The 20,172-nt window shown below is 21.7% G+C and carries 25 protein-coding genes and 1 tRNA gene; 8 read left to right on the plus strand and 18 right to left on the minus strand.

Annotation, left to right across the window (positions count from 1 at the left end):
- Window position 1: 1 nt before the first annotated feature.
- From ACICQF_RS02585 to ACICQF_RS02600, 4 genes are all read right to left on the minus strand, one after another.
- Complete coding sequence (locus tag ACICQF_RS02585) at window positions 2–367, minus strand: hypothetical protein (protein WP_395473577.1); 366 nt, start codon at window positions 365–367, stop codon at window positions 2–4.
- Between the two features lie 768 nt (window positions 368–1,135).
- Window positions 1,136–1,354 (minus strand): hypothetical protein, encoded by a 219-nt coding sequence (locus tag ACICQF_RS02590; protein WP_395473579.1) that lies wholly within the window; start codon window positions 1,352–1,354, stop codon window positions 1,136–1,138.
- Entirely contained in the window at window positions 1,348–1,623 is a 276-nt protein-coding gene (locus tag ACICQF_RS02595; RefSeq protein WP_395473580.1) for a hypothetical protein, read from the minus strand. The genes ACICQF_RS02590 and ACICQF_RS02595 overlap by 7 nt, the downstream gene beginning before the upstream one ends.
- 294 nt (window positions 1,624–1,917) lie before the next feature.
- The gene (locus ACICQF_RS02600) at window positions 1,918–2,199 is read right to left on the minus strand and encodes a hypothetical protein (protein WP_395473582.1); all 282 of its coding nucleotides are present in this window, start codon (window positions 2,197–2,199) and stop codon (window positions 1,918–1,920) included.
- Window positions 2,200–2,419: 220 nt separating this feature from the next.
- Between ACICQF_RS02600 and ACICQF_RS02605 the strand changes: the two genes are divergently transcribed.
- Both ACICQF_RS02605 and ACICQF_RS02610 read left to right on the plus strand, forming a co-directional pair.
- A complete protein-coding gene (locus ACICQF_RS02605) occupies window positions 2,420–3,061 on the plus strand; it encodes a UPF0236 family transposase-like protein (protein ID WP_395473583.1) in 642 nt (213 codons plus the stop codon).
- Between the two features lie 128 nt (window positions 3,062–3,189).
- Window positions 3,190–3,606 (plus strand): hypothetical protein, encoded by a 417-nt coding sequence (locus ACICQF_RS02610; RefSeq protein ID WP_395473584.1) that lies wholly within the window; start codon window positions 3,190–3,192, stop codon window positions 3,604–3,606.
- A gap of 172 nt (window positions 3,607–3,778) precedes the next feature.
- On the opposite strand, the gene ACICQF_RS02615 is transcribed toward ACICQF_RS02610, so the two are convergent.
- Entirely contained in the window at window positions 3,779–3,979 is a 201-nt protein-coding gene (locus tag ACICQF_RS02615; protein ID WP_395473586.1) for a helix-turn-helix domain-containing protein, read from the minus strand.
- 40 nt (window positions 3,980–4,019) lie between these two features.
- On the opposite strand from ACICQF_RS02615, the gene ACICQF_RS02620 reads away from it, so the two are divergent.
- The 3 genes from ACICQF_RS02620 (at window position 4,020) to ACICQF_RS02630 (ending at window position 4,760) form a co-directional block, all read left to right on the plus strand.
- A complete protein-coding gene (locus ACICQF_RS02620; RefSeq protein WP_395473588.1) occupies window positions 4,020–4,202 on the plus strand; it encodes a hypothetical protein in 183 nt (60 codons plus the stop codon).
- Window positions 4,163–4,588, plus strand: a complete 426-nt coding sequence (locus ACICQF_RS02625) for a hypothetical protein (RefSeq protein WP_395473589.1) — start codon at window positions 4,163–4,165, stop codon at window positions 4,586–4,588. The genes ACICQF_RS02620 and ACICQF_RS02625 overlap by 40 nt, the downstream gene beginning before the upstream one ends.
- Before the next feature lie 96 nt (window positions 4,589–4,684).
- Window positions 4,685–4,760: transfer RNA gene (locus tag ACICQF_RS02630), tRNA-Phe, on the plus strand.
- Window positions 4,761–4,969: 209 nt separating this feature from the next.
- On the opposite strand, the gene ACICQF_RS02635 is transcribed toward ACICQF_RS02630, so the two are convergent.
- On the minus strand, window positions 4,970–5,920 hold the full coding sequence (locus tag ACICQF_RS02635; protein ID WP_395473590.1) for an IS30 family transposase: 951 nt from the start codon (window positions 5,918–5,920) through the stop codon (window positions 4,970–4,972).
- 40 nt (window positions 5,921–5,960) lie between these two features.
- On the opposite strand from ACICQF_RS02635, the gene ACICQF_RS02640 reads away from it, so the two are divergent.
- Window positions 5,961–6,104 carry a hypothetical protein gene (locus tag ACICQF_RS02640; protein WP_395473592.1) on the plus strand — a complete coding sequence of 48 codons (144 nt, stop codon included), beginning with the start codon at window positions 5,961–5,963 and terminating at the stop codon, window positions 6,102–6,104.
- Here the strand turns inward: ACICQF_RS02640 and ACICQF_RS02645 are convergent.
- The 8 genes from ACICQF_RS02645 to ACICQF_RS02680 all read right to left on the minus strand — a co-directional run bounded on the left by ACICQF_RS02645 (window position 6,088) and on the right by ACICQF_RS02680 (window position 15,231).
- Window positions 6,088–8,274 carry an ATP-dependent helicase gene (locus ACICQF_RS02645; RefSeq protein ID WP_395473593.1) on the minus strand — a complete coding sequence of 729 codons (2,187 nt, stop codon included), beginning with the start codon at window positions 8,272–8,274 and terminating at the stop codon, window positions 6,088–6,090. The two genes, ACICQF_RS02640 and ACICQF_RS02645, sit on opposite strands and share 17 nt — an antisense overlap.
- Before the next feature lie 35 nt (window positions 8,275–8,309).
- Complete coding sequence (locus ACICQF_RS02650; protein ID WP_395473595.1) at window positions 8,310–9,005, minus strand: RDD family protein; 696 nt, start codon at window positions 9,003–9,005, stop codon at window positions 8,310–8,312.
- A gap of 4 nt (window positions 9,006–9,009) precedes the next feature.
- The gene (locus ACICQF_RS02655) at window positions 9,010–10,008 is read right to left on the minus strand and encodes a glycosyltransferase family 2 protein (protein ID WP_395473597.1); all 999 of its coding nucleotides are present in this window, start codon (window positions 10,006–10,008) and stop codon (window positions 9,010–9,012) included.
- 73 nt (window positions 10,009–10,081) lie between these two features.
- Window positions 10,082–10,897 carry a hypothetical protein gene (locus tag ACICQF_RS02660; RefSeq protein WP_342258165.1) on the minus strand — a complete coding sequence of 272 codons (816 nt, stop codon included), beginning with the start codon at window positions 10,895–10,897 and terminating at the stop codon, window positions 10,082–10,084.
- Window positions 10,898–11,339: 442 nt separating this feature from the next.
- Window positions 11,340–11,915, minus strand: coding sequence for a WD40/YVTN/BNR-like repeat-containing protein (locus ACICQF_RS02665; protein WP_395473598.1), 576 nt, complete (start codon window positions 11,913–11,915; stop codon window positions 11,340–11,342).
- 24 nt (window positions 11,916–11,939) lie between these two features.
- Complete coding sequence (locus ACICQF_RS02670; RefSeq protein ID WP_395473600.1) at window positions 11,940–12,338, minus strand: hypothetical protein; 399 nt, start codon at window positions 12,336–12,338, stop codon at window positions 11,940–11,942.
- A 66-nt stretch (window positions 12,339–12,404) separates the two neighbouring features.
- Complete coding sequence (locus ACICQF_RS02675; protein ID WP_395473601.1) at window positions 12,405–13,355, minus strand: IS30 family transposase; 951 nt, start codon at window positions 13,353–13,355, stop codon at window positions 12,405–12,407.
- Window positions 13,356–13,623: 268 nt separating this feature from the next.
- On the minus strand, window positions 13,624–15,231 hold the full coding sequence (locus ACICQF_RS02680) for a YhgE/Pip domain-containing protein (RefSeq protein ID WP_395473602.1): 1,608 nt from the start codon (window positions 15,229–15,231) through the stop codon (window positions 13,624–13,626).
- An 87-nt stretch (window positions 15,232–15,318) separates the two neighbouring features.
- Here ACICQF_RS02680 and tpx point away from each other — a divergent pair, with 87 nt between their 5' ends.
- Window positions 15,319–15,825, plus strand: a complete 507-nt coding sequence (gene tpx, locus ACICQF_RS02685; RefSeq protein ID WP_395473604.1) for a thiol peroxidase — start codon at window positions 15,319–15,321, stop codon at window positions 15,823–15,825.
- A gap of 76 nt (window positions 15,826–15,901) precedes the next feature.
- Here the strand turns inward: tpx and ACICQF_RS02690 are convergent, their stop codons facing one another.
- The 3 genes from ACICQF_RS02690 to ACICQF_RS02700 form a co-directional block, all read right to left on the minus strand.
- Window positions 15,902–16,087 (minus strand): hypothetical protein, encoded by a 186-nt coding sequence (locus ACICQF_RS02690; RefSeq protein WP_342258168.1) that lies wholly within the window; start codon window positions 16,085–16,087, stop codon window positions 15,902–15,904.
- Between the two features lie 20 nt (window positions 16,088–16,107).
- Window positions 16,108–17,376, minus strand: a complete 1,269-nt coding sequence (locus ACICQF_RS02695; protein WP_395473605.1) for a DUF1360 domain-containing protein — start codon at window positions 17,374–17,376, stop codon at window positions 16,108–16,110.
- A gap of 357 nt (window positions 17,377–17,733) precedes the next feature.
- Window positions 17,734–18,660, minus strand: a complete 927-nt coding sequence (locus tag ACICQF_RS02700) for an IS30 family transposase (RefSeq protein WP_395473606.1) — start codon at window positions 18,658–18,660, stop codon at window positions 17,734–17,736.
- A 317-nt stretch (window positions 18,661–18,977) separates the two neighbouring features.
- Between ACICQF_RS02700 and ACICQF_RS02705 the strand changes: the two genes are divergently transcribed.
- On the plus strand, window positions 18,978–19,457 hold the full coding sequence (locus ACICQF_RS02705; protein WP_395473607.1) for a hypothetical protein: 480 nt from the start codon (window positions 18,978–18,980) through the stop codon (window positions 19,455–19,457).
- A gap of 1 nt (window position 19,458) precedes the next feature.
- Here the strand turns inward: ACICQF_RS02705 and ACICQF_RS02710 are convergent, their stop codons facing one another.
- Window positions 19,459–20,172 (minus strand): sugar phosphate nucleotidyltransferase, encoded by a 714-nt coding sequence (locus ACICQF_RS02710; protein ID WP_338956976.1) that lies wholly within the window; start codon window positions 20,170–20,172, stop codon window positions 19,459–19,461.

The following is a 20,172-nucleotide window of genomic DNA, read 5'->3' on the forward strand; positions in this document are numbered from 1 at the left end:
GTTACTTCCTTTCAAAATAAGGATTTATATTTGCATTTAAATTTCTAATATATGGCTCAATTGCATAATCAAATGCATCACGTAAATGGTCATTACCAGCTAATGGTATTTGTTTAATACTTTTAGGGTCTCATACAGCCAATCTAAATTCATCTAATAATGCTTGTGCATTCATACTAATATTTAAGCGTTCTGATGCCATTAAAGCCACATTTTTACCTATTCTAAACTCAAGTCTTAATTTCACACAATCTTTAAAATATAATCATGAATTAACTTGATATTTAATTGCTGTATCATTAAGCATTTCAATAAATGTATAATTACTAAAATCACAATATACATTTAAACCATATTCATATAACAAATTATTTTCTTTTGCTAATTTAATATAAAATTCAACTACTAATTTTGCTAATTGTTTATTATCATATCGAATTAATTTATTTTCTATTTTTAAACAATCAATAACATTAACAAATTTAAAATTATAATCAAAACCTATTAATAAACATGCTAAAGCATCATCTTTAAAACCATAATCTAATCCAGCACTAAATCTATAACTTGGTTGTAATAATCTACTAATCTTATGAATTAAATGTGAATATATTCCACCAGATTCATAACCTACTAAACCATGACTTCTTACTCTTGCAGATATTGGGTCTAGAACTTCTATTTCTAATAATTGTTGTTTATCACTATCTTTTAAATGATTATTTAATTTTCAATTTTGATAATGATAAATAGTATTATCAATAATAGTAAATTGTTCATATTCATTAATAATTTGTTTTTCATTTTGTGGGCATGAATTTATAGTTTTTTTAATAAATTCATTTAAAATACTTCAAGGATTACAACTTTCAATTTCTAATAATTGATTTGCACCACGAATAGCATCTTTTAAATCTTGATAATCATTTTCAGTAATTTCATATCTTTCATCACTTCATATAATTACATAATCATATAAATAATTACTTGCTAATCCAGTTAATTTAACATTACTATTATTTTGTGAATGTAAATATTTACAAGTTATTTTACTACCATTAAATTCAATAGTTTTTTTAGTTTCACTAATAATAAAATTAATATTAGGATATGTTGCTCTAATAATTTGTTTTAATTATTGTCAACTATCATTTAATTGTTTTGACATATTACGAATTAAATAAGCATGAATATTAATATTATCTAACATTAATAAAATACCAAGAAATTCAATATCACTAAATGTTTTACCAGATTTACGACTACCTAATTGTTTAATTTTAGTAATATTTAAAGTTTGTTTTAAATACATTCTTTTAGCAATATCTAATAAATAACCAAAATTACTTAACATTTATTCTTACTCTTATTTTCAAGTTGAATTACTATAGGGGTGGTATTATCACTGTTTTTTATATCAATTTTTGTTGATAAATGATATTTATTAACATATGCTCTTTCTAAATATCATGAATAATTACCAGCATGTGACTTTAAATATCTTTGTAAATTTAAGTGTTCAATTTGAGAATGCGCTCAATTAATTTGTTGTAAAAAAGTATTTCTCTTTTTTTCTTTTCATTTTTTTAAAGTATTTTCAGTTATATCTAAATAAATTAACATTCCTAATTTAGTAGGTATTTCATCAAAATCTTTACAATGAATAAAATAATTTTCTAATGATTCTTTTAATTTTGTAGCATCATTAAAAATTGTTCTTATTTTTATTTTTTCTTATTGCACATAAAAATCTCCTTTCATATGCTTTAAAAACACAAAAATTTATGCTATAATTAATATAATCTTTAAGTTAACTTTGGGCAAAATTACTTATTAACTTTATTAATTAGTTCATATATTCTTTTATATATATTCTTTTATTTAATTTTTATAATATAATTATAACAAAAAATAGCATTATACTGCTATTTTTTTATTTCTTTTTTTAAATTTAATTTTAAATTTAAACAATTTCTTAATTTTATTTCCGAAACTTTTTCAAAATTTATATTCTGGATGTTGTAATTTATACATAATCATACAACCAATAAAAGTACCTACTATAGGCAATGGAATTGTTATTAAAAAAATACCAAAAATTTTATCATTATTACAATATTTAATTCCATAATGTATTAATAAAATTCATGTCATCTCTACTATTATTAATAATAATATTCATAATGTTCTTTCTATCATTTTTTATTTTCCTTTTCTATTTATATTTTTCTTTATTGTACATTATTTTATTAAAAAAGAAAAGATAACTAATAAAAGTTATCTTTTAAACGTAAATAGAATTTGCAGTTTATTTTATCGTTCTTTAATATTATACTCTAAAACCAAACATTTTTCAACAATATTTTAATAAATTTGATACAATTTTGGAGTTAAAAAATAAATAGAAAGGTGTTAAAAAATGTTTAGTTTTAAAGGATTTCTAAAATCTGAAATCACTAATATTTTAGCAAAATATTTTCAAAAAATCTATGATTATGATGAATATTTTTTTCTAAATAGAGATAAAAATCAATATAAAGTTGCTTGAACATGTAATAGAACAGTAAATACTCCAATTGGAATGGATACTTTTAGACAAAGAGTTTATTGAGATACAATTAATAAAAAACATTATTATCCAATTTATGAAGAATTTGGTATTAAAAAAAGAGCAAGAATTACTAATGATTTATATTTTGATATATTAGATAATTTAATTGAAAATTTAATATCAAAAAAAGGTTATTTTAATATTCAATCAGAATTTAAATATACTTCTTTTTCTAAAAATCTTATTTCAAGAATTTTTAAAAATGCAAAAATTGAAAAATTAATACCAGAAGAAAAATTTAAAGTATTAGATAATGAAAAATTAAATATATGTGCAGATGATGCTTATATAACTTGTTGAGATGAAAATGGTTTAAAACAACAATATTGTTGTAGACTTTTAACTTATAATTTAGGAAGAAAAGAAATTTATTCATATAGAAATAAATTAGATAAGAAAATAACTTCATTTATGTTATTTAAAACTAATAATGCACCAAAACAAGAATAATTACATAATTTTACAATGCAAACTATTAATAATCATTATGATATTAAATTAAATATATTTGCTATTAATTGAGAATATAATAATTATAATTTAGTAGTTGCTGGGATGGTGCATTATGAATTAGAGCAATGGCTAGTTGATTGGGTTGTTATTATATTTTAGATAAATATCATGCTTTTAGTTATTTATGAAAATCTTTTGTTAATGTTCGTGGTAAACATCAAAAAAAAGCACTTGATTGAACAAAGTATTTAGATGTAGCAACTACTTTTTCAAATGGTAATTATAATGGATTAATTACTATTTTAGAAAATAATCATAATAAAGTTACTAAAAAAACTTATAATTATTTTAAAAATAATGAACAAGGAATTATTAATCAAAATGCTGATTGAAATATTGGATGTTCTGCAGAAAGTGATGTATATCATTTTTTAAAATCTTTAACTAATGGAGCAAAAATATATAATTATCAAACATTAAATAATATGTTAATAGCAAAAGCAAATTATTTAAATAGTAAAAGTTATATTAATAGTACTTAATAAGTTAAAATTTCATATTTTTTAATTCTAATTTTAAGATTAGTATTTTTGTGTTATTTAAATGTAATTTTGTAATTATATTTTTTAAACTTTTTAAATTTTATGATATAATTTAATTAACAAATCATAGAATTTGCAGTTATATTGTTAATGTTAGTCATAATTCTAAGGGTTAAACTCATACGTCCTTTCGATTTTCAGCTTTATTTTGTGCAATTAATGAAAAATAATGATTATTATCTTTATTTCTATTAATTTCTCGAATAATAGTACTAATACTTCGATTAAGATTTTTAGCTATTTCACTAATTTTAAATTTCAATTGATTCTCAATATAAATCCTTTCATCTATGCCAAGATTTTTATAACTCATATAAAAACTCCTTACTTTTTTCTAAACTAAATTTAGCATTATGAAATTTTTATATGAGAATTTTTTGCAATTTTATTTACTTGCACTTACAAGTATAATTCAGCAAATTGTTGAAGAAGAAATAAAATTCAAGATTTTGATTTTTTGATTAAAAAATTGAAAGTTAAAACTCCTCATAATAATATGAGAAAAGTATGACGTAATGTTTGAAAAGAAATATTAACTTATTATTGTGATGGTGATTTAACTAAGACAATTAATTCCGAAGAGTTTAAAGAATGACAGGATAAATTTATCGAAAATTGTGAATCATTAATTGAAAAATGAAAAGGTAAAGAAAAATATAAATTGATATTAGATACTTGTAAAAAATTATGTGAGATTGTCAAAAGTTTAGTAAATGATGTGTGTAGTGATCATGAATTTCAAAGAAGTGAATCATTAAATATTATTGGTAATAATATATTTTTACAAGCAAATATTGCTAAAGAAAATGGGTCTACTGATTTATCAAATAATAATTGAAAAGAAGAAATTAGAAGAGACTCAAATCACTTAATGCCAAAAACTGAAAAACCTTGTTGAAGAAGATATGTAATTAGAAGATAATTAGTAAAAAAATAAATATATATTTAAATAAATTAAAAAATAAGTTTTAACCCCTTGTTATTTTTTACTTTTATATGCTATTATTGTATAGGTAACGGCTCGGTAGCTCAGTTGGTAGAGCATTCGCCTGAAGAGCGAAGTGTCAGTGGTTCGAATCCGCTTCGAGCCACCATTATTTAAAATATAGGCAATTAAGCCTTTTTTTAATTATTTTTCTTAGATTTAGGTTTAAGTTAAAATTTTAGGTATAATAGTGTCATTAGCAATTTTAAACAATTAATAATTCTAGAAAGAAGGGTATTATTGTCTAAAATTTTAGTTTTAAATAATGCGAAAATAATTAGCATTATTTAAAATGCTAAATTGTAAAGGTAAGTGCAACTAAATTATTTTTCTATCCAAATATTCGATTGGTGAAAGATAATTTAATATTTTTCTCGGTCTTTGGTTTAAAGACAATATAAATTTATGAACTTCATTTTTATTAGTTTTTGAAAAAATAAATTTTTTAGGAAATTTTTCTCTAATTAAACCATTAGTATTTTCATTAGTACCTCTTTGTCAAGGTGAATATGGATTGGCAAAATAAATTTTTACATCTAAATTTTTTTCAAGTTGTTGTCAATTTGAAAATTCTTTGCCACGATCAAAAGTAATAGTTTTAACAATGTTTTTAGGAAGAATTGATAAATAATAACTGACATTTTTATTAATAACTTTAGTAGTTCTGTTTTTAACTAATATTGCTAAAGTAAATCGTGATACTCTTTCAACTAAAGTTATTAAACATGATTTGCTTTTACCTCGTGATGATACTATAGTATCTCCTTCTCAATGACCAAGTGTTATACGATCATTAACATTTATATCTCGTTCTTTAATTGATTTACCATTAAACTTGCCACGATTTTCTTGAGATTTTCGTTTTTTACCTTTTCTTCTTAAATTTTTACTAGTAACTTTATCAAGCATTCCAAAATAAATTCAAGTATAAATTGTTTTAAAACTAATAACTCACTCTTTATGAAAATTTTTAATTCTGCCATAAATTTGTTCAGGTGATCAACCTAATAGTAATTTTTGTTGTACATATTTTACTAAATTCTTATTTTTAAACTTATGAAAACTAATATGTGATGGTTTTCGATTTTCAGCTTTATTTTGTGCAATTAATGAAAAATAATGATTATTATCTTTATTTCTATTAATTTCTCGAATAATAGTACTAATACTTCGATTAAGATTTTTAGCTATTTCACTAATTTTAAATTTAAATTTCAATTGATTCTCAATATAAATCCTTTCATCTATGCCAAGATGTTTATAACTCATATAAAAACTCCTTACTTTTTTCTAAACTAAATTTAGCATTATGAAATTTTTATATGAGAATTTTTTGCAATTTTATTTACTTGCACTTACAAGTATAATTCAGCATAAGAAATTTTTAACAATACTTAAAAATGTCCAAAAAATAGACATTTTTAATAAAAATAAATTTATACAAATTTTTTAATAGCAATATGATTAGAACTAATAATTCTAATACCACCATTATTTTTATGAAAAGCAACTTGAATTTTATCGCCAATTAATTTAGTAATAATACCTTTTCCAAAAATTTCATGAATAATTATATCTCCAACATTTCAATTATTAGTTATTTCAACCTTATCTTTATTATCAGCTTTATAGTAATTAAATTTAGAATGATTACGATTTTGATAAGTTGCTGCCATTTCTTGGTGTTCGTTATTAATGATTTTTAAATATTTAAGATCTAAATCTTTTAAGAAACGAGATGGTTGTTTCATACGATCCAAGATATATGAATATCCACTGGCACTAGATAAAAATAATCATTTTTTTGCCCTAGTAATTGAAACATAAAAAAGTCGTCGTTCTTCTTCAATTTTATCTAAGTTTTCTATACTAAATTTACCTATTCCAGGTAAAATACCTTCATTAATGCCAACTATAAAAACAACATCAAATTCTAGACCTTTAGCACTGTGAATTGTCATTAAGTTAACGGCTTTATTAGTACTATTTTCATCTAAATCAGTATATAAACTTACTTCTTGTAAAAATGACGTTAATAATTCTTCGCCTTGTAATTCATTATTACTACTATCATATTCAAGCAATTGTTCTAATAATTGTTGAACATTTTCAATTCTTTCTTTTTCAAGATTATCTTCTAGTTTTTTTAAATAATTAGTTTTATTTAATAAATTTTCAACCATGTTATGTAAAGAGGTAACATCTTTGATATTAGTTTGCATCTCATTAATTAAATTAATTAAAGGTTGTAAATGTTGACGATAATTTTTTGGTAATCCATACTGAAATTTAAATAAGTATTCATTTAAAGTTAGTAATTGTTCATTAGCAAGTAATAATAAGTTATCAATAGTTTTTGGTCCAATTTTAGGTGTTGCATTTAAAATTCTAATCATTGATATATTATCATTTCAAACAATAATTTTTAAATATGCCAAAATGTCTTTAATCTCTTTACGTTCAAAAAATTTATAACCACCAAAAATTTTATAATTTATATTATTATTAATCAAAGCTTGTTCTAAATCTTTTGATAAATAATTATTACGATAAAGAATAGCAATTTTATTCAAATCTAAATGATATTTTAAATGAATTTTTTTAACAGTTGTTGCAACTCAATGTGCTTCTTGATCACTACTACTAGCATGATACATAACAATATCATTACCAAGATCATTTTTAGTAAACAGTTCTTTTTCAATACGTTGAACATTATTTTTAATTAAACTATTAGCTGTATTTAAAATCTTAGTTGTTGAACGATAATTTTGATTTAAAATAAATGTTTGTGTATTAGGAAATTGTTTAGTAAAATTCAATATTAAATTAATATTTGCTCCTCTTCAACTATAAATAGTTTGATCAGGATCACCAACTACAGTAATATTTGTATGATTTTTAGCAAGTGATAATAAAATATTATATTGAATATCATTAGTGTCTTGAAATTCATCAACTAAAATAAAATCAAATTTCTTTTCTCATTTTGTTAAAATATGTGGAAATTCTTTAAATAGACGTTCAACTAATAATAATAAATCATCAAAATCTAAACATGAATTAATAAATTGATATTTTTTATACGATTCAAAAACTTTGATACGTAAAATTCACTCATCTTGATTTTGATAATCAGCTAATAATTGATCTTGAGAAAGATAATTATTTTTTCAGTTAGAAATATTAGAACTTAATAATCTTAACTCCTGCAATTCAGCTTTATGTGAAAATTCTTTTTGAAAAATATCTTTTAATATTTTTCGTTGATCTTCTTGATCAATAATATTAAAATTATTATTAATATTTAAATGATGAATATCTCTTCTTAATATTTTGGCACATAATGCATGATAAGTAACAATATTAACATTAATGTTAGTATCATTTAAAAGTTGCATTATTCGTTCTTTCATTTCACGTGCTGCTTTATTAGTAAAAGTTAATGCCAATATTTTTTCACTAGCAATTTTAATTACATTAATTAAGTAAGCAATCTTATATGTTATAACCCGTGTCTTTCCAACTCCAGCCCCCGCAATAATACGACATGGGCCATCAACATTAATAATTGCTTGTAGTTGTTGTTCATTTAGATTTTCTAAAAGTTTTGTTTTATCCATGTTATTTATCCTTAAGTTAGTAAGAGTATATACTATTAAAGACTATTTATATTTTCTAATTCGTCATCATTAATATTTCCTGGTTGAGAATAAACTAAATGAATATGTGGATCATTAACGTTAGTTGATATCTTCCTTTTATTAGTTGCAAGTGGTTTCTTGTTAATGACAAAAGTTTTATGATAACGATCAAAGAATAGCTGATGATATTTATCAATTTTAGTGACGATCATAATCCCACAATACCAAGCAAAATCAAAACTAACTACAGAACGAATAAGAATATTTAATCAAGAATTTAAAGTACTATTACTATTAATAGTAGCAATGTTTTCATTAAAAGTCAATTTCATAAAAAGAATTATTGAAGTGGTTAATAATAGAGGAATAAAAACTAAAAATAGTTCACGATAAAAAAAATGTTTTAACTTTAAATCTTGATTTTTTTCATTTACTAATCTTATTTGAAAAATTAATTTTCCCAAAGTTTGACCCTTACATTTTCATGGGATAATAACAAAATATATAATGACAACAGTTATATTAATAATAAAAATAATTATTAATTGTCATGATTCTTGATTACCTTTATTATCTAAATAATGGATTGCTAATCCAATTATTAATGGGATTAAACTAACAAAAATCACGTCAAAAATACGTGCAATAATACGTTTTCATGTTTTAGCTATTATATATGTTTCGGTTGTATCTAATTTTTTAATATTCATTTTTTTACTCTCAATATTTTGAATCATCTCTAATATTATTATCTTTAAAATATTTCTTAAAATAAGTACTTAGATCAGGAGCATAAGTGGTAAATTTATCATTTGGATTAATAGTATTAAAATAAGAATTTTTTTTAAAATTTTTAAATTTAAATTCAATAATTTCTTTGACACGATTATATATTTTTTCAATTAATGCAGGTTTTTTAGAAATACTAATAAATCTTAAAAGAGTATATAGATAGTATCTAACAAAAGCATATTCCAACTCTTCATATAAAACTTTTTTAATTTTATAATTATTATAATAGTTTAAAATATGTATTCATTGATGCATTAGTTCAAAAATATTATCATTTTCCAATGTGTTATTTTTAGACGTTAATAATGTTTCATTAATTGCATAATATGTTTTACAATGTGCTAAAAATGAGTATAAAAATAAACTATCAAATTGGATTTCTTTACGAAATTGTAAATTATATTCATTAATAATACTAACTTTCATGATTTTTGTTGTTAAAACTGGTGTTGTTAAAGCAAAGACTATTTTTCCTTGTGTTGTATTTAAATTATATATTTTATTAACTTCAGTTCTAATTGTTGAATGAAAAACATTATTTATATCAAATTCATAACGAACACAATATTCAATACAATCTAAATCCTTATTATTATCTAAAATTTTATTAACTGTTTCAACAAAATTAACGCTAAGAATTTCAGTTGGATTTAAAATAACTACATATTGTCCGGAAATATATTTAAGGCCAAGATTACGACTAATGGCAATACCTGATACTTGATAATTAGTAATCATTTTTAAATTTTGTGGATATAATTTAAAATATTTACTAAATATCTCCAAATTTTCATTGTTAATGCCATCATCAACAACAACAACTTCAAAATTAGTTTTTTTATTTACAAAAATCTTTGCTAAAAAAAAATCTAAGTGCTCGGATTCAAATGAAGTTGTATATAAAATAAAACTTAGTAGCATAATAAATATTTCCTCTCTTTTATAAATAATTATAACACTTCTTTAACGATTTTAAGTGAAGGTTTATCAACATTTATTTTTTATTTTTTTGATTACTATTTTTAAGTTTATTTTTAGATACTAAAGTAGATTTTTCTATATTATCTGTTTCTTTAATAACTTTAACAGTCATATTTTTATGATCAAAAATAGTTTTTAAATTACCTTTAATAATAACAGTTTCAGTATTATTAGGTTTAATAACGTTTCGTTTTGCGGGCTTGCTAACTTTTTTCTTTTTTTGTCCTTTTAATATTTCTGCTCTTAATAAAGCACGTGTTTTTCTAATTTCAAATTTTTCAAATTTAAAAAGAAATGATTTAATAAACTTTTTATATGAATTAACAAAATATCGAAGTCTTTTCTTGCTTCGAGCATGATTATCATATTTTAATAAAATACAAACATAGTTTAATTCATTTCTTGCTTCTGATTCAATTAATGAATTAAAAAAACTGTGATAATTATGACTTAAGTTATATGGTTGACCAGATATTGGGCTTTTATAAGGAGTAAAACCTAGATTACCAGTAGTTTTATAATACTTAAAATCAGCAACTCGTGTTGTCATTTGTCCCTTAGGATGCTCTGGTGATTTAATTTCTGATATTTTAAAAATATTATTTGTATCAAATTCTAAAAAATAGCAATATACCTTATGAACAAAGTTACCTGCAGTTTTAAAAGCAATATATAAATCTACTTTTGCTTCATAATTTAAATTATCAAAAATACTAACGTATGGTTGATAAAAATCATATTTTTTATCAATAATTTCTCATCCTTGTTTTTTAATAGTAAGTTCAATCTCATCAGCACAAATATTTGGATTTAAAATAATTTTCTTCATTTTCTACTCCTAACTCTAATATTTTCTAAGTCTATTTTATCAAATTATATATAAAGTGTGGTCTAAGAAAATTTTTCACTTTGATTAATAATTAAAGTACTTTTATTTTTACTATTAAACAACTAACAATACATCATAAAATTATCTTTAAACTATATGAATATATCATATATTTCTACACATATTAAAGTTATTCTTTTTTAAAAACTTTTAGCAAAAATTATATTAAACTTTATTTATTACTTTTTCTAAAATAATATAGAAATGATGAATATATTATTAATAAATAAATAAAATACTAGAAAACTATATATTAATTAAAAAAGAATACTAACATTAATATTAGTATTCTTTTTTAATTAATAATTTTTCTTCATCTATAACTTATTTCTTTTATTTTTTTGCAAAAAAATAAAAGAAATAATAAAAATATCTAATTTACTTAATCTGAAAAATAAACACCATTACTACTTCCAATATATATTTTTTTAGTTGCACAATTGAATATTAATTTTTTAATACTAATATTAACTTTAAATTGAAGTTTATCAAAGGTTGATGATCCATAACTTTTTCAAAGATTACCAGTATTATCACCAACATATATACAGTTATCATTATTAATGACAATAGATGTTAAACAATTTGATAATGGATGTAATTGAAATCTAAAAAAAGAATTCTTATTATTATCTTTTTTTCAAACTTGCCCTGACATCTCAGTAGCATAAACATTACCTAAATTATCAAATGTTAAATCAGTAATTTTACTACCAGTAGTAAGAAGTTCCGCAAATTTTTGATCACCACTAATAGTTTTATAAATTTGACCATCAGTAGTAGCAGCGTAAATACATTTATCATTATTATTATCTTTAATTATTGCAGAAATTTTTCCTTTAGTTCCAGGAATAGTTTGCAATCATTCTTGTCCAAATGATTGATAATATGCTTTAAAATCATTATCTGTACCCATATAAAGATATTCTTCACCATCATTAGAAGTATAGACTATCATTGATAATAAGTTAAAATCAAATTTTTAAAGTAGTTTAAAATTATTACTATCATTATTTTTTATATAAATTTTTGTTCCATTTTTTGTTTCTTTTATAGCTACATAAACATTACTATTATTAGAAGTTGCTATTGCTTGAATAATACCTTCACTTTTAAATATTGGTTTAATATCTTTATTATTTTCACTAATATAATAAATAATACCTTCATCATTAGCAGCATAAACATTGCCTTTTTGATCACTAGTTATTGATTGAATTACACCACTAGTTCCTTCCAATTTTGAAAATGTTTCATGGTTATTAACCAAACAATTTTTAATTAATTTGTTATTAGAAACATGAGTATTAATTGAAAGCATAGTCCCTGAACTAGCAAAAAATGTTATAGTAAACATTGTTAATAATTTTTTAAAATGCATAAGTTTTTTTCCTCTTTTACTTTTTTATTATTTTTTTTACTTGCTAAATTGTAAAGGTAAGTGCAACTAAATTATTTTTATATCCAAATATTCGATTGGTGAAAGATAATTTAATATTTTTCTCGGTCTTTGATTTAAAGACAATATAAATTTATGAACTTCATTTTTATTAGTTTTTGAAAAAATAAATTTTTTAGGAAATTTTTCTCTAATTAAACCATTAGTATTTTCATTAGTACCTCTTTGTCAAGGTGAATATGGATTGGCAAAATAAATTTTTACATCTAAATTTTTTTCAAGTTGTTGTCAATTTGAAAATTCTTTGCCACGATCAAAAGTAATAGTTTTAACAATGTTTTTAGGAAGAATTGATAAATAATAAATGACATTTTTATTAATAACTTTAGTAGTTCTGTTTTTAACTAATATTGCTAAAGTAAATCGTGATACTCTTTCAACTAAAGCTATTAAACATGATTTGCTTTTACCTCGTGATGATACTATAGTATCTCCTTCTCAATGACCAAGTGTTATACGATCATTAACATTTATATCTCGTTCTTTAATTGATTTACCATTAAACTTGCCACGATTTTCTTTAGATTTTCGTTTTTTACCTTTTCTTCTTAAATTTTTACTAGTAACTTTATCAATCATTCCAAAATAAATTCAAGTATAAATTGTTTTAAAACTAATAACTCACTCTTTATGAAAATTTTTAATTCTGCCATAAATTTGTTCAGGTGATCAACCTAATAGTAATTTTTGTTGTACATATTTTACTAAATTCTTATTTTTAAACTTATGAAAACTAATATGTGATTGTTTTCTATTTTCAGCTTTATTTTGTGCAATTAATGAAAAATAATGATTATTATCTTTATTTCTATTAATTTCTCGAATAATAGTACTAATACTTCGATTAAGATTTTTAGCTATTTCACTAATTTTAAATTTAAATTTCAATTGATTCTCAATATAAATCCTTTCATCTATGCCAAGATGTTTATAACTCATATAAAAACTCCTTACTTTTTTCTAAACTAAATTTAGCATTATGAAATTTTTATATGAGAATTTTTTGCAATTTTATTTACTTGCACTTACAAGTATAATTCAGCAAATATTTATGTTTTTTATTTTATAAATTAATATCTACAAAAGATATATCTTTTGTAGATATTAATTTAAGTTTATAATTGAAAAAAATAATATACAACATTCTTTTAAATACTCTATTTTTATTAGAAAGTATTAATAAAAAGGACACCTAAAAATATAATGTTTAGTTCTCATCAGTAGTAGTTTTATTTTTTAATGATGAAGAATCATTAACAACTAATTTATTTTTTTTATTTCCAACTTCATTTTTTGCATCTTTATGATCATGTCATCAATTAAGTAACAACGATAATGGTACTAAAATAATAATAAATATTAATAAACAACCAATACTTCATAAAATAGTCATTGGATTAGGATTAATAAGAATTTCTCTTAATCCTTTTATTGCATAACTAAATGGTAAAAAATTATACATTACTTGAAAAAACTTGGGTTCTAATTCAACAGGAAAAGTACCACTTGATGAAGAAAGTTGTAGTATTAAAAGAATAACAATTAAAAATCTACCCAAATCATGATTACGAAACATGTGAGCAATTGATTGAACAACCAAATCAAAAATAATTGCTATTAATCACATGTATAAAAACATTTGTCAAAATCGTTGTCATAAATCAATATTATTAAATAATAGTAATAATGAAGTTACTAAAATTGTTGACTGAATTAAACCAAAAATAATCATTCATGCTGATTTAGCTAAATAGTTTGATCAAAATTTAGTTTTTGGAATATCTTTATTTCTAATAAAAATAAAAGTTAATAATAAAGTACCTACTCACATTCCAATACACATGAAATATGGACCCAAACCAAATCCATAAGGAGATTTATCTTGACCTTCAATATTAATATTAAAATTAATAAAGTTAATAGGTGCCAATAAAGTATGATTCATTCAATAATCATGTTCTAAAACTTTAATATGTTTAATCTCTTCGTTTCTTGTTACACTATCAATATTATCATTAAATTGTTCAGCATGAGGACCTAAACCAGGAACAGCAATTGAAAGAATACCATAAATTTCTTTTAAAATTGGTTGTAAATGGTGATAACCTGAATCAGAAGCATCTTTATCTCAATAATCAAATACTTGATCACTAATAACAACAGGTAAAAACTTACTAAAAATATTATCTTTTAATGCATTTAAAGCAAAATCATTAATTTCACCTAAAATCGGACTAACTTTATATGAAGCTTGTAAACTAATTTTTGGTCTAATAGTAATTTGATTAATAAGATTCCAAATTCTTTCTGGAGTTTTAATATTATCAATAACTACTTTAAAAGCTTGTTTAAAAAAATCATTAAAATCCTTAGTAAAACAACTATCAATAATAATTTCAGTTAAAAAAGTTTTGTCATTTTGATGTTGATAATAACTTTTTCAATCATCATAATAATAAACAGTAAATGTTTTTTTCTCATTGTTAATTTGTAAATCATTAATTTTAAATTCATAAGCACCACTACTATTAGGATTTTCATTATCCAAATTTAAATTATGTCGATTAATAACACGATTAATTCCTACTGCAGAACTATCGTTATTAACTAAAGCAATTGGTAAACGATTAATATTTCCCAATGGATTAAAAAAAGCTCATAAAGCAATAAAAGCATATAAAAATGGAATAAAACATAGTGCAATACTTTTAATAATTGTTCTTTTATTTTTATAAATGTGTTTAGTCCCCACTGCTTTAAAAACCATTTTAAATTCTTGAATAGCAATTTTAAATAAATTTAAAATTTTTAACACTTTGTTACTCCTTAATAGATTATCTTTAATAAATTTAGTTATAATAATATTATAAATACATTTGATAAAAAGGGAGAAAAAAATATTATGTTGCAATTAACAATTAAAGGTAAACCCGTTCATATTAAAAATGAAATAATCAAAGTTGGAGATACTTTATCATTTTCTGCAGTTAATAAAACAATGGATAATATGAATTTAGAACAATTCACTAATAAATTTAAAATTATTTCTAGTGTACCAAGCATTGATACTAAAACTTGTGCTTTACAAACTATACACTTTAATAAAGAGGCTACTAAATTAAAAGATTTAGTTATCATTACTATTTCCAAAGATTTACCATTTGCTCAAAGTCGCTTTTGTGAAAAACTAAAAATGAATAATAATTTTCATATTTGAAGTGATTATCGTAATAATGAAAATAATTTTAGTAATACTACTAATTTATTAATTGATGAAATCCAATTATTAGCACGTACTATTATCATTGTTGATAAAAATAACAAAGTTATATATTTACAAATTGTTAAAGAAGTAAAATTAGAACCAAACTATGATGAAGTTCTAAAATTTATTAAAACTTTAACATAAAAAAAATTAGGTAATATTTTTAAAATAAGTATTACCTAATTTTTTTTTATTTATCAGTATACTTTTAAAAAACTATTTATTTTGAAAATCAACTACGACTTTTTGAAGTCTTATTTTGTTTTTCAGATTTTTCTTTTTCTACTTTTTCTTTATTAGCTTTTTCTATATCTTCGCGTGTTAATCTTTTTTCCATATTTGCAACTCTTCGTTTAGCTGATTTATTAAGTTCTTTTTCTACTTTTTCTTTTTCTTCTTTATTCATAACTTTATCTCCTTTTTAGATTATAAAGATATTTGTCTCATCTTTCTACTTGATGACTTTTCTATAACATCTTCTTTCACAAGATTATCACTTTTTTTATTATTTTTCAAAATTTCTTCTATTTCATTGGTAAAAGCAACAACTTCTTTCTCAAAAATTCTTAAATCGTGTTCATCAGATTGAGGTTTTTGATTTTCTTTTTCAATTACACTTGCCACAAAAGTAATCATTTCTAATTTATTTTGTATTGCTCCATTTTGCTCTGCACTTAAATCTTTTTTTGCTGCTTCTACTTGTTCTTGTAATTCATCTTTTCTTTTATAAATATTTTCCAAATTTTGCTGTTTTAATTCTCTTTTATTTTCTTCAAATCTTTGACTTAATTCATTTTGCATATCCATAAAATTTTTATTTTTATTATTATTTCAAATTTGTTGAAAACTATTCAAAATTCTTTGTTGTTTTGCTTCTGGAGGTAAGCTTAAAAATAATTCTTCTTGTTGTTCTCTTTTTAATAATAATCTTTGTTCTTGTAGTTTATTTTCTAGATTTATTTCACTTTTTGATTTTCAATTAGGCAAAAAGAATTTTTTTATTTTTTCTTTATACTTTTCTCATCCTATAACAACTCCACCAACAATAACTCCAGAAATTAAAGCACATATTGACGGTGCATAAAAAGTTGCTACAACAGGAGCTACTAATGGAGTAACCACTAAACTACTTAAAATACCAATACCAGCCCAAGCAACTACAAATATTGTTATTTTTAATACTTGTCATAAAACTTTTCTTACTTTTTTATTTTTTATATCTACTTGTTCTTCTTTTTGTTTCTCATTAAGGTTATTAATGAAATCAAAAAATGGTATTCTAATAATAGTTGTATCCTTATTTTCTTCTAATTTAATAAAACTTTCATCATTTTTTACTTCATTAGAAAATTGTTCATAACTTAAATGTCTAATTTGTTTAATTACTTGATCTGCTTCAAGATAAATTAGTTGTTGTCAAATTTCTTTTTTTTCATCATCATGAATTTCTAATAATAAAACTGGTTTATTATTAATTTCTATTATTTCATCATAAACAAAATACTCTTTACCTCCCTCTACTATAGAAGTTTCAAATTGAAGATATTTTAGTTCATTATCTTCACCTGATTGATTTTCAAACATAAACGTTTCACCATTATGTCAATTTTCATTATTTTTCTTGAATTTATTAGTGAACTCACTTTCTGCAGTTTTGAATTGTTCTGCAAGAATTGTTTTTATTGGTAAAGCCATTTTGGTATCTCCTTTTAATTAAAAAACCCATTTACTTTAAAATAAAGCAATGGGTAAAAAACTTATATGTTTAATATTTACATCTTATCAAATATTATATAATTTACAATATTTTATTTAAATTAATATTTATTTAATTTATGAAAAATATCTATTGTCAGTAAGTATATTAACATAGTAACTAAGCTTTTAATTATTTTAATTTATGGATATTTTTTGAATTTATAAATGTTATTTAATTTTTCTGAATAACCTTTAATTTCAATATATTTATTTTTAAAATAAAAAAAATAATAAATTTAAAATTGTGCTAAATTGTAAAGGTAAGTGCAACTAAATTATTTTTCTATCCAAATATTAGATTGGTGAAAGATAATTTAATATTTTTCTCGGTCTTTGATTTAAAGACAATATAAATTTATGAACTTCATTTTTATTAGTTTTTGAAAAAATAAATTTTTTAGGAAATTTTTTTCTGATTAAACCATTAGTATTTTCATTAGTACCTCTTTGTCAAGGTGAATATGGATTGGCAAAATAAATTTTTACATCTAAATTTTTTTCAAGTTGTTGTCAATTTGAAAATTCTTTGCCACGATCAAAAGTAATAGTTTTAACAATGTTTTTAGGAAGAATTGATAAATAATAAATGACATTTTTATTAATAACTTTAGTAGTTCTGTTTTTAACTAATATTGCTAAAGTAAATCGTGATACTCTTTCAACTAAAGTTATTAAACATGATTTGCTTTTACCTCGTGATGATACTATAGTATCTCCTTCTCAATGACCAAGTGTTATACGATCATTAACATTTATATCTCGTTCTTTAATTGATTTACCATTAAACTTGCCACGATTCTCTTGAGATTTTCGTTTTTTACCTTTTCTTCTTAAATTTTTACTAGTAACTTTATCAAGCATTCCAAAATAAATTCAAGTATAAATTGTTTTAAAACTAATAACTCACTCTTTATGAAAATTTTTAATTCTGCCATAAATTTGTTCAGGTGATCAACCTAATAGTAATTTTTGTTGTACATATTTTACTAAATTCTTATTTTTAAACTTATGAAAACTAATATGTGATTGTTTTCGATTTTCAGCTTTATTTTGTGCAATTAATGAAAAATAATGATTATTATCTTTATTTCTATTAATTTCTCGAATAATAGTACTAATACTTCTGTTAAGACTTTTAACTATTTTACTAATTTTTATTTTAAATTTCAATTGATTCTCAATATAAATTCTCTCATCTATGCCAAGATGTTTATAACTCATATAAAAAATCCTTACTTTTTTTCTAAATTAAATTTAGAATTATGAAACTTTTATATGAGAATTTTTTTGCAATTTTATTTACTTGCACTTACAAGTATAATTCAGCAAGATAACATAAATATTTTTAAATAAAATTATGATTTATTAACTCAAAAGTAAGGATGTTATTTTTTTTAATTTTTGTGCTTAAAAATTGAAAATATGTTATACTAACATCATAATAAACTAAATTATTAAAGACCATTAGGTTCGAGTTATTCTTTTTTATTAGATAAGTGGAACCTAATTATTTTTAAATAAAAAAGGATGTGAAAATTATGTCAGCACAACAACAGCAACAACCAAGTAAAGAAATTTTTGATAAATTACAAGGTGAAAAAGATAAAAAAGAAAAAGCAACTTCTTCTGGTGGTGGTAGTAGAAATTGAATTGTAAAATTTACAAAAGATGTCGCTTATATTTCTTTTTTTCCATACATATGATTAAAAAAACTTTTAGTTTCACTATTTAATAATCTAACTAAAAAGCCTAAACTAAATCAATCAGTTAATATTATTAAAAATAAAGATAATGTTAATCAAAAAAATAATGTTTCTACAAATAGTAATGGACAAGTTAGTTTTAAAGAAGTAGATGCACTAGATCCAGAAAATGAATCAGTAGCAGAAACAACAGCAGAAGCACTAAAATTAAATGGTAATACTACTAATCCATTCCAAAATGTTGCACATAGTTGTAATCGTGAAGAAATTCCAGTAGTTTCAACAACAACTTCTGGAAAAAAATTAACTACTTAAATTATTTAAAATATTTATTAGTTCGTTCTAAATCAATAATATTATCAACATCCCAATGACAATCAAATGATAAAACATAAGGTTTTAATTCAAAATTATGTTTAATACTATTACTAATTAAATATTTACCAACCATTGTTGTTTGCAATACAAGTTCTTGTTGTGGATTTATTAAATCTTCACCAAGAACTTTTGCTCATTTTTTAGTAATATAACTTCATTCTCCCGCCAAGAAACTATCCTTTTTTTTACTTTTAATAATATCAATAATATTACCATTCTTGTTTAATTTATAACTTCAATCTTCTTTGATATTATCATGATCACGCTTAATAGCGGCCATCATATTAGTTGAAAAATTATTTAAAAAAATATTTTTTGTACTAATCATATCACCAGAAATAATAAAAATATCATCTTGACCATTAAAATATGATGATACTAATGTCAAAGCATAACCACTATTATAATCAAGGAAATGTTGATTATTTATTAAGATTAATTTTGAATATTTATGAGTAAGAAAATTAAATTCATCTTTTAAATGACCAGTAATGACAATAATTTTTTTTAAATCATGTATTTCAATTAAATGATTAATTATATGTTCAATTAAAGTTAAACCTTTAAATTTAATTAACGATTTATGAACATTATTTGAGACAGGTTGTAATCTACTGCCAATTCCTGCTGCAAAAATAATAGCAACTTTCAT

The organism is Spiroplasma endosymbiont of Nomada rufipes (genome assembly GCF_964277355.1).
Lineage (GTDB): Bacteria > Bacillota_I > Bacilli_A > Mycoplasmatales > VBWQ01 > Spiroplasma_E.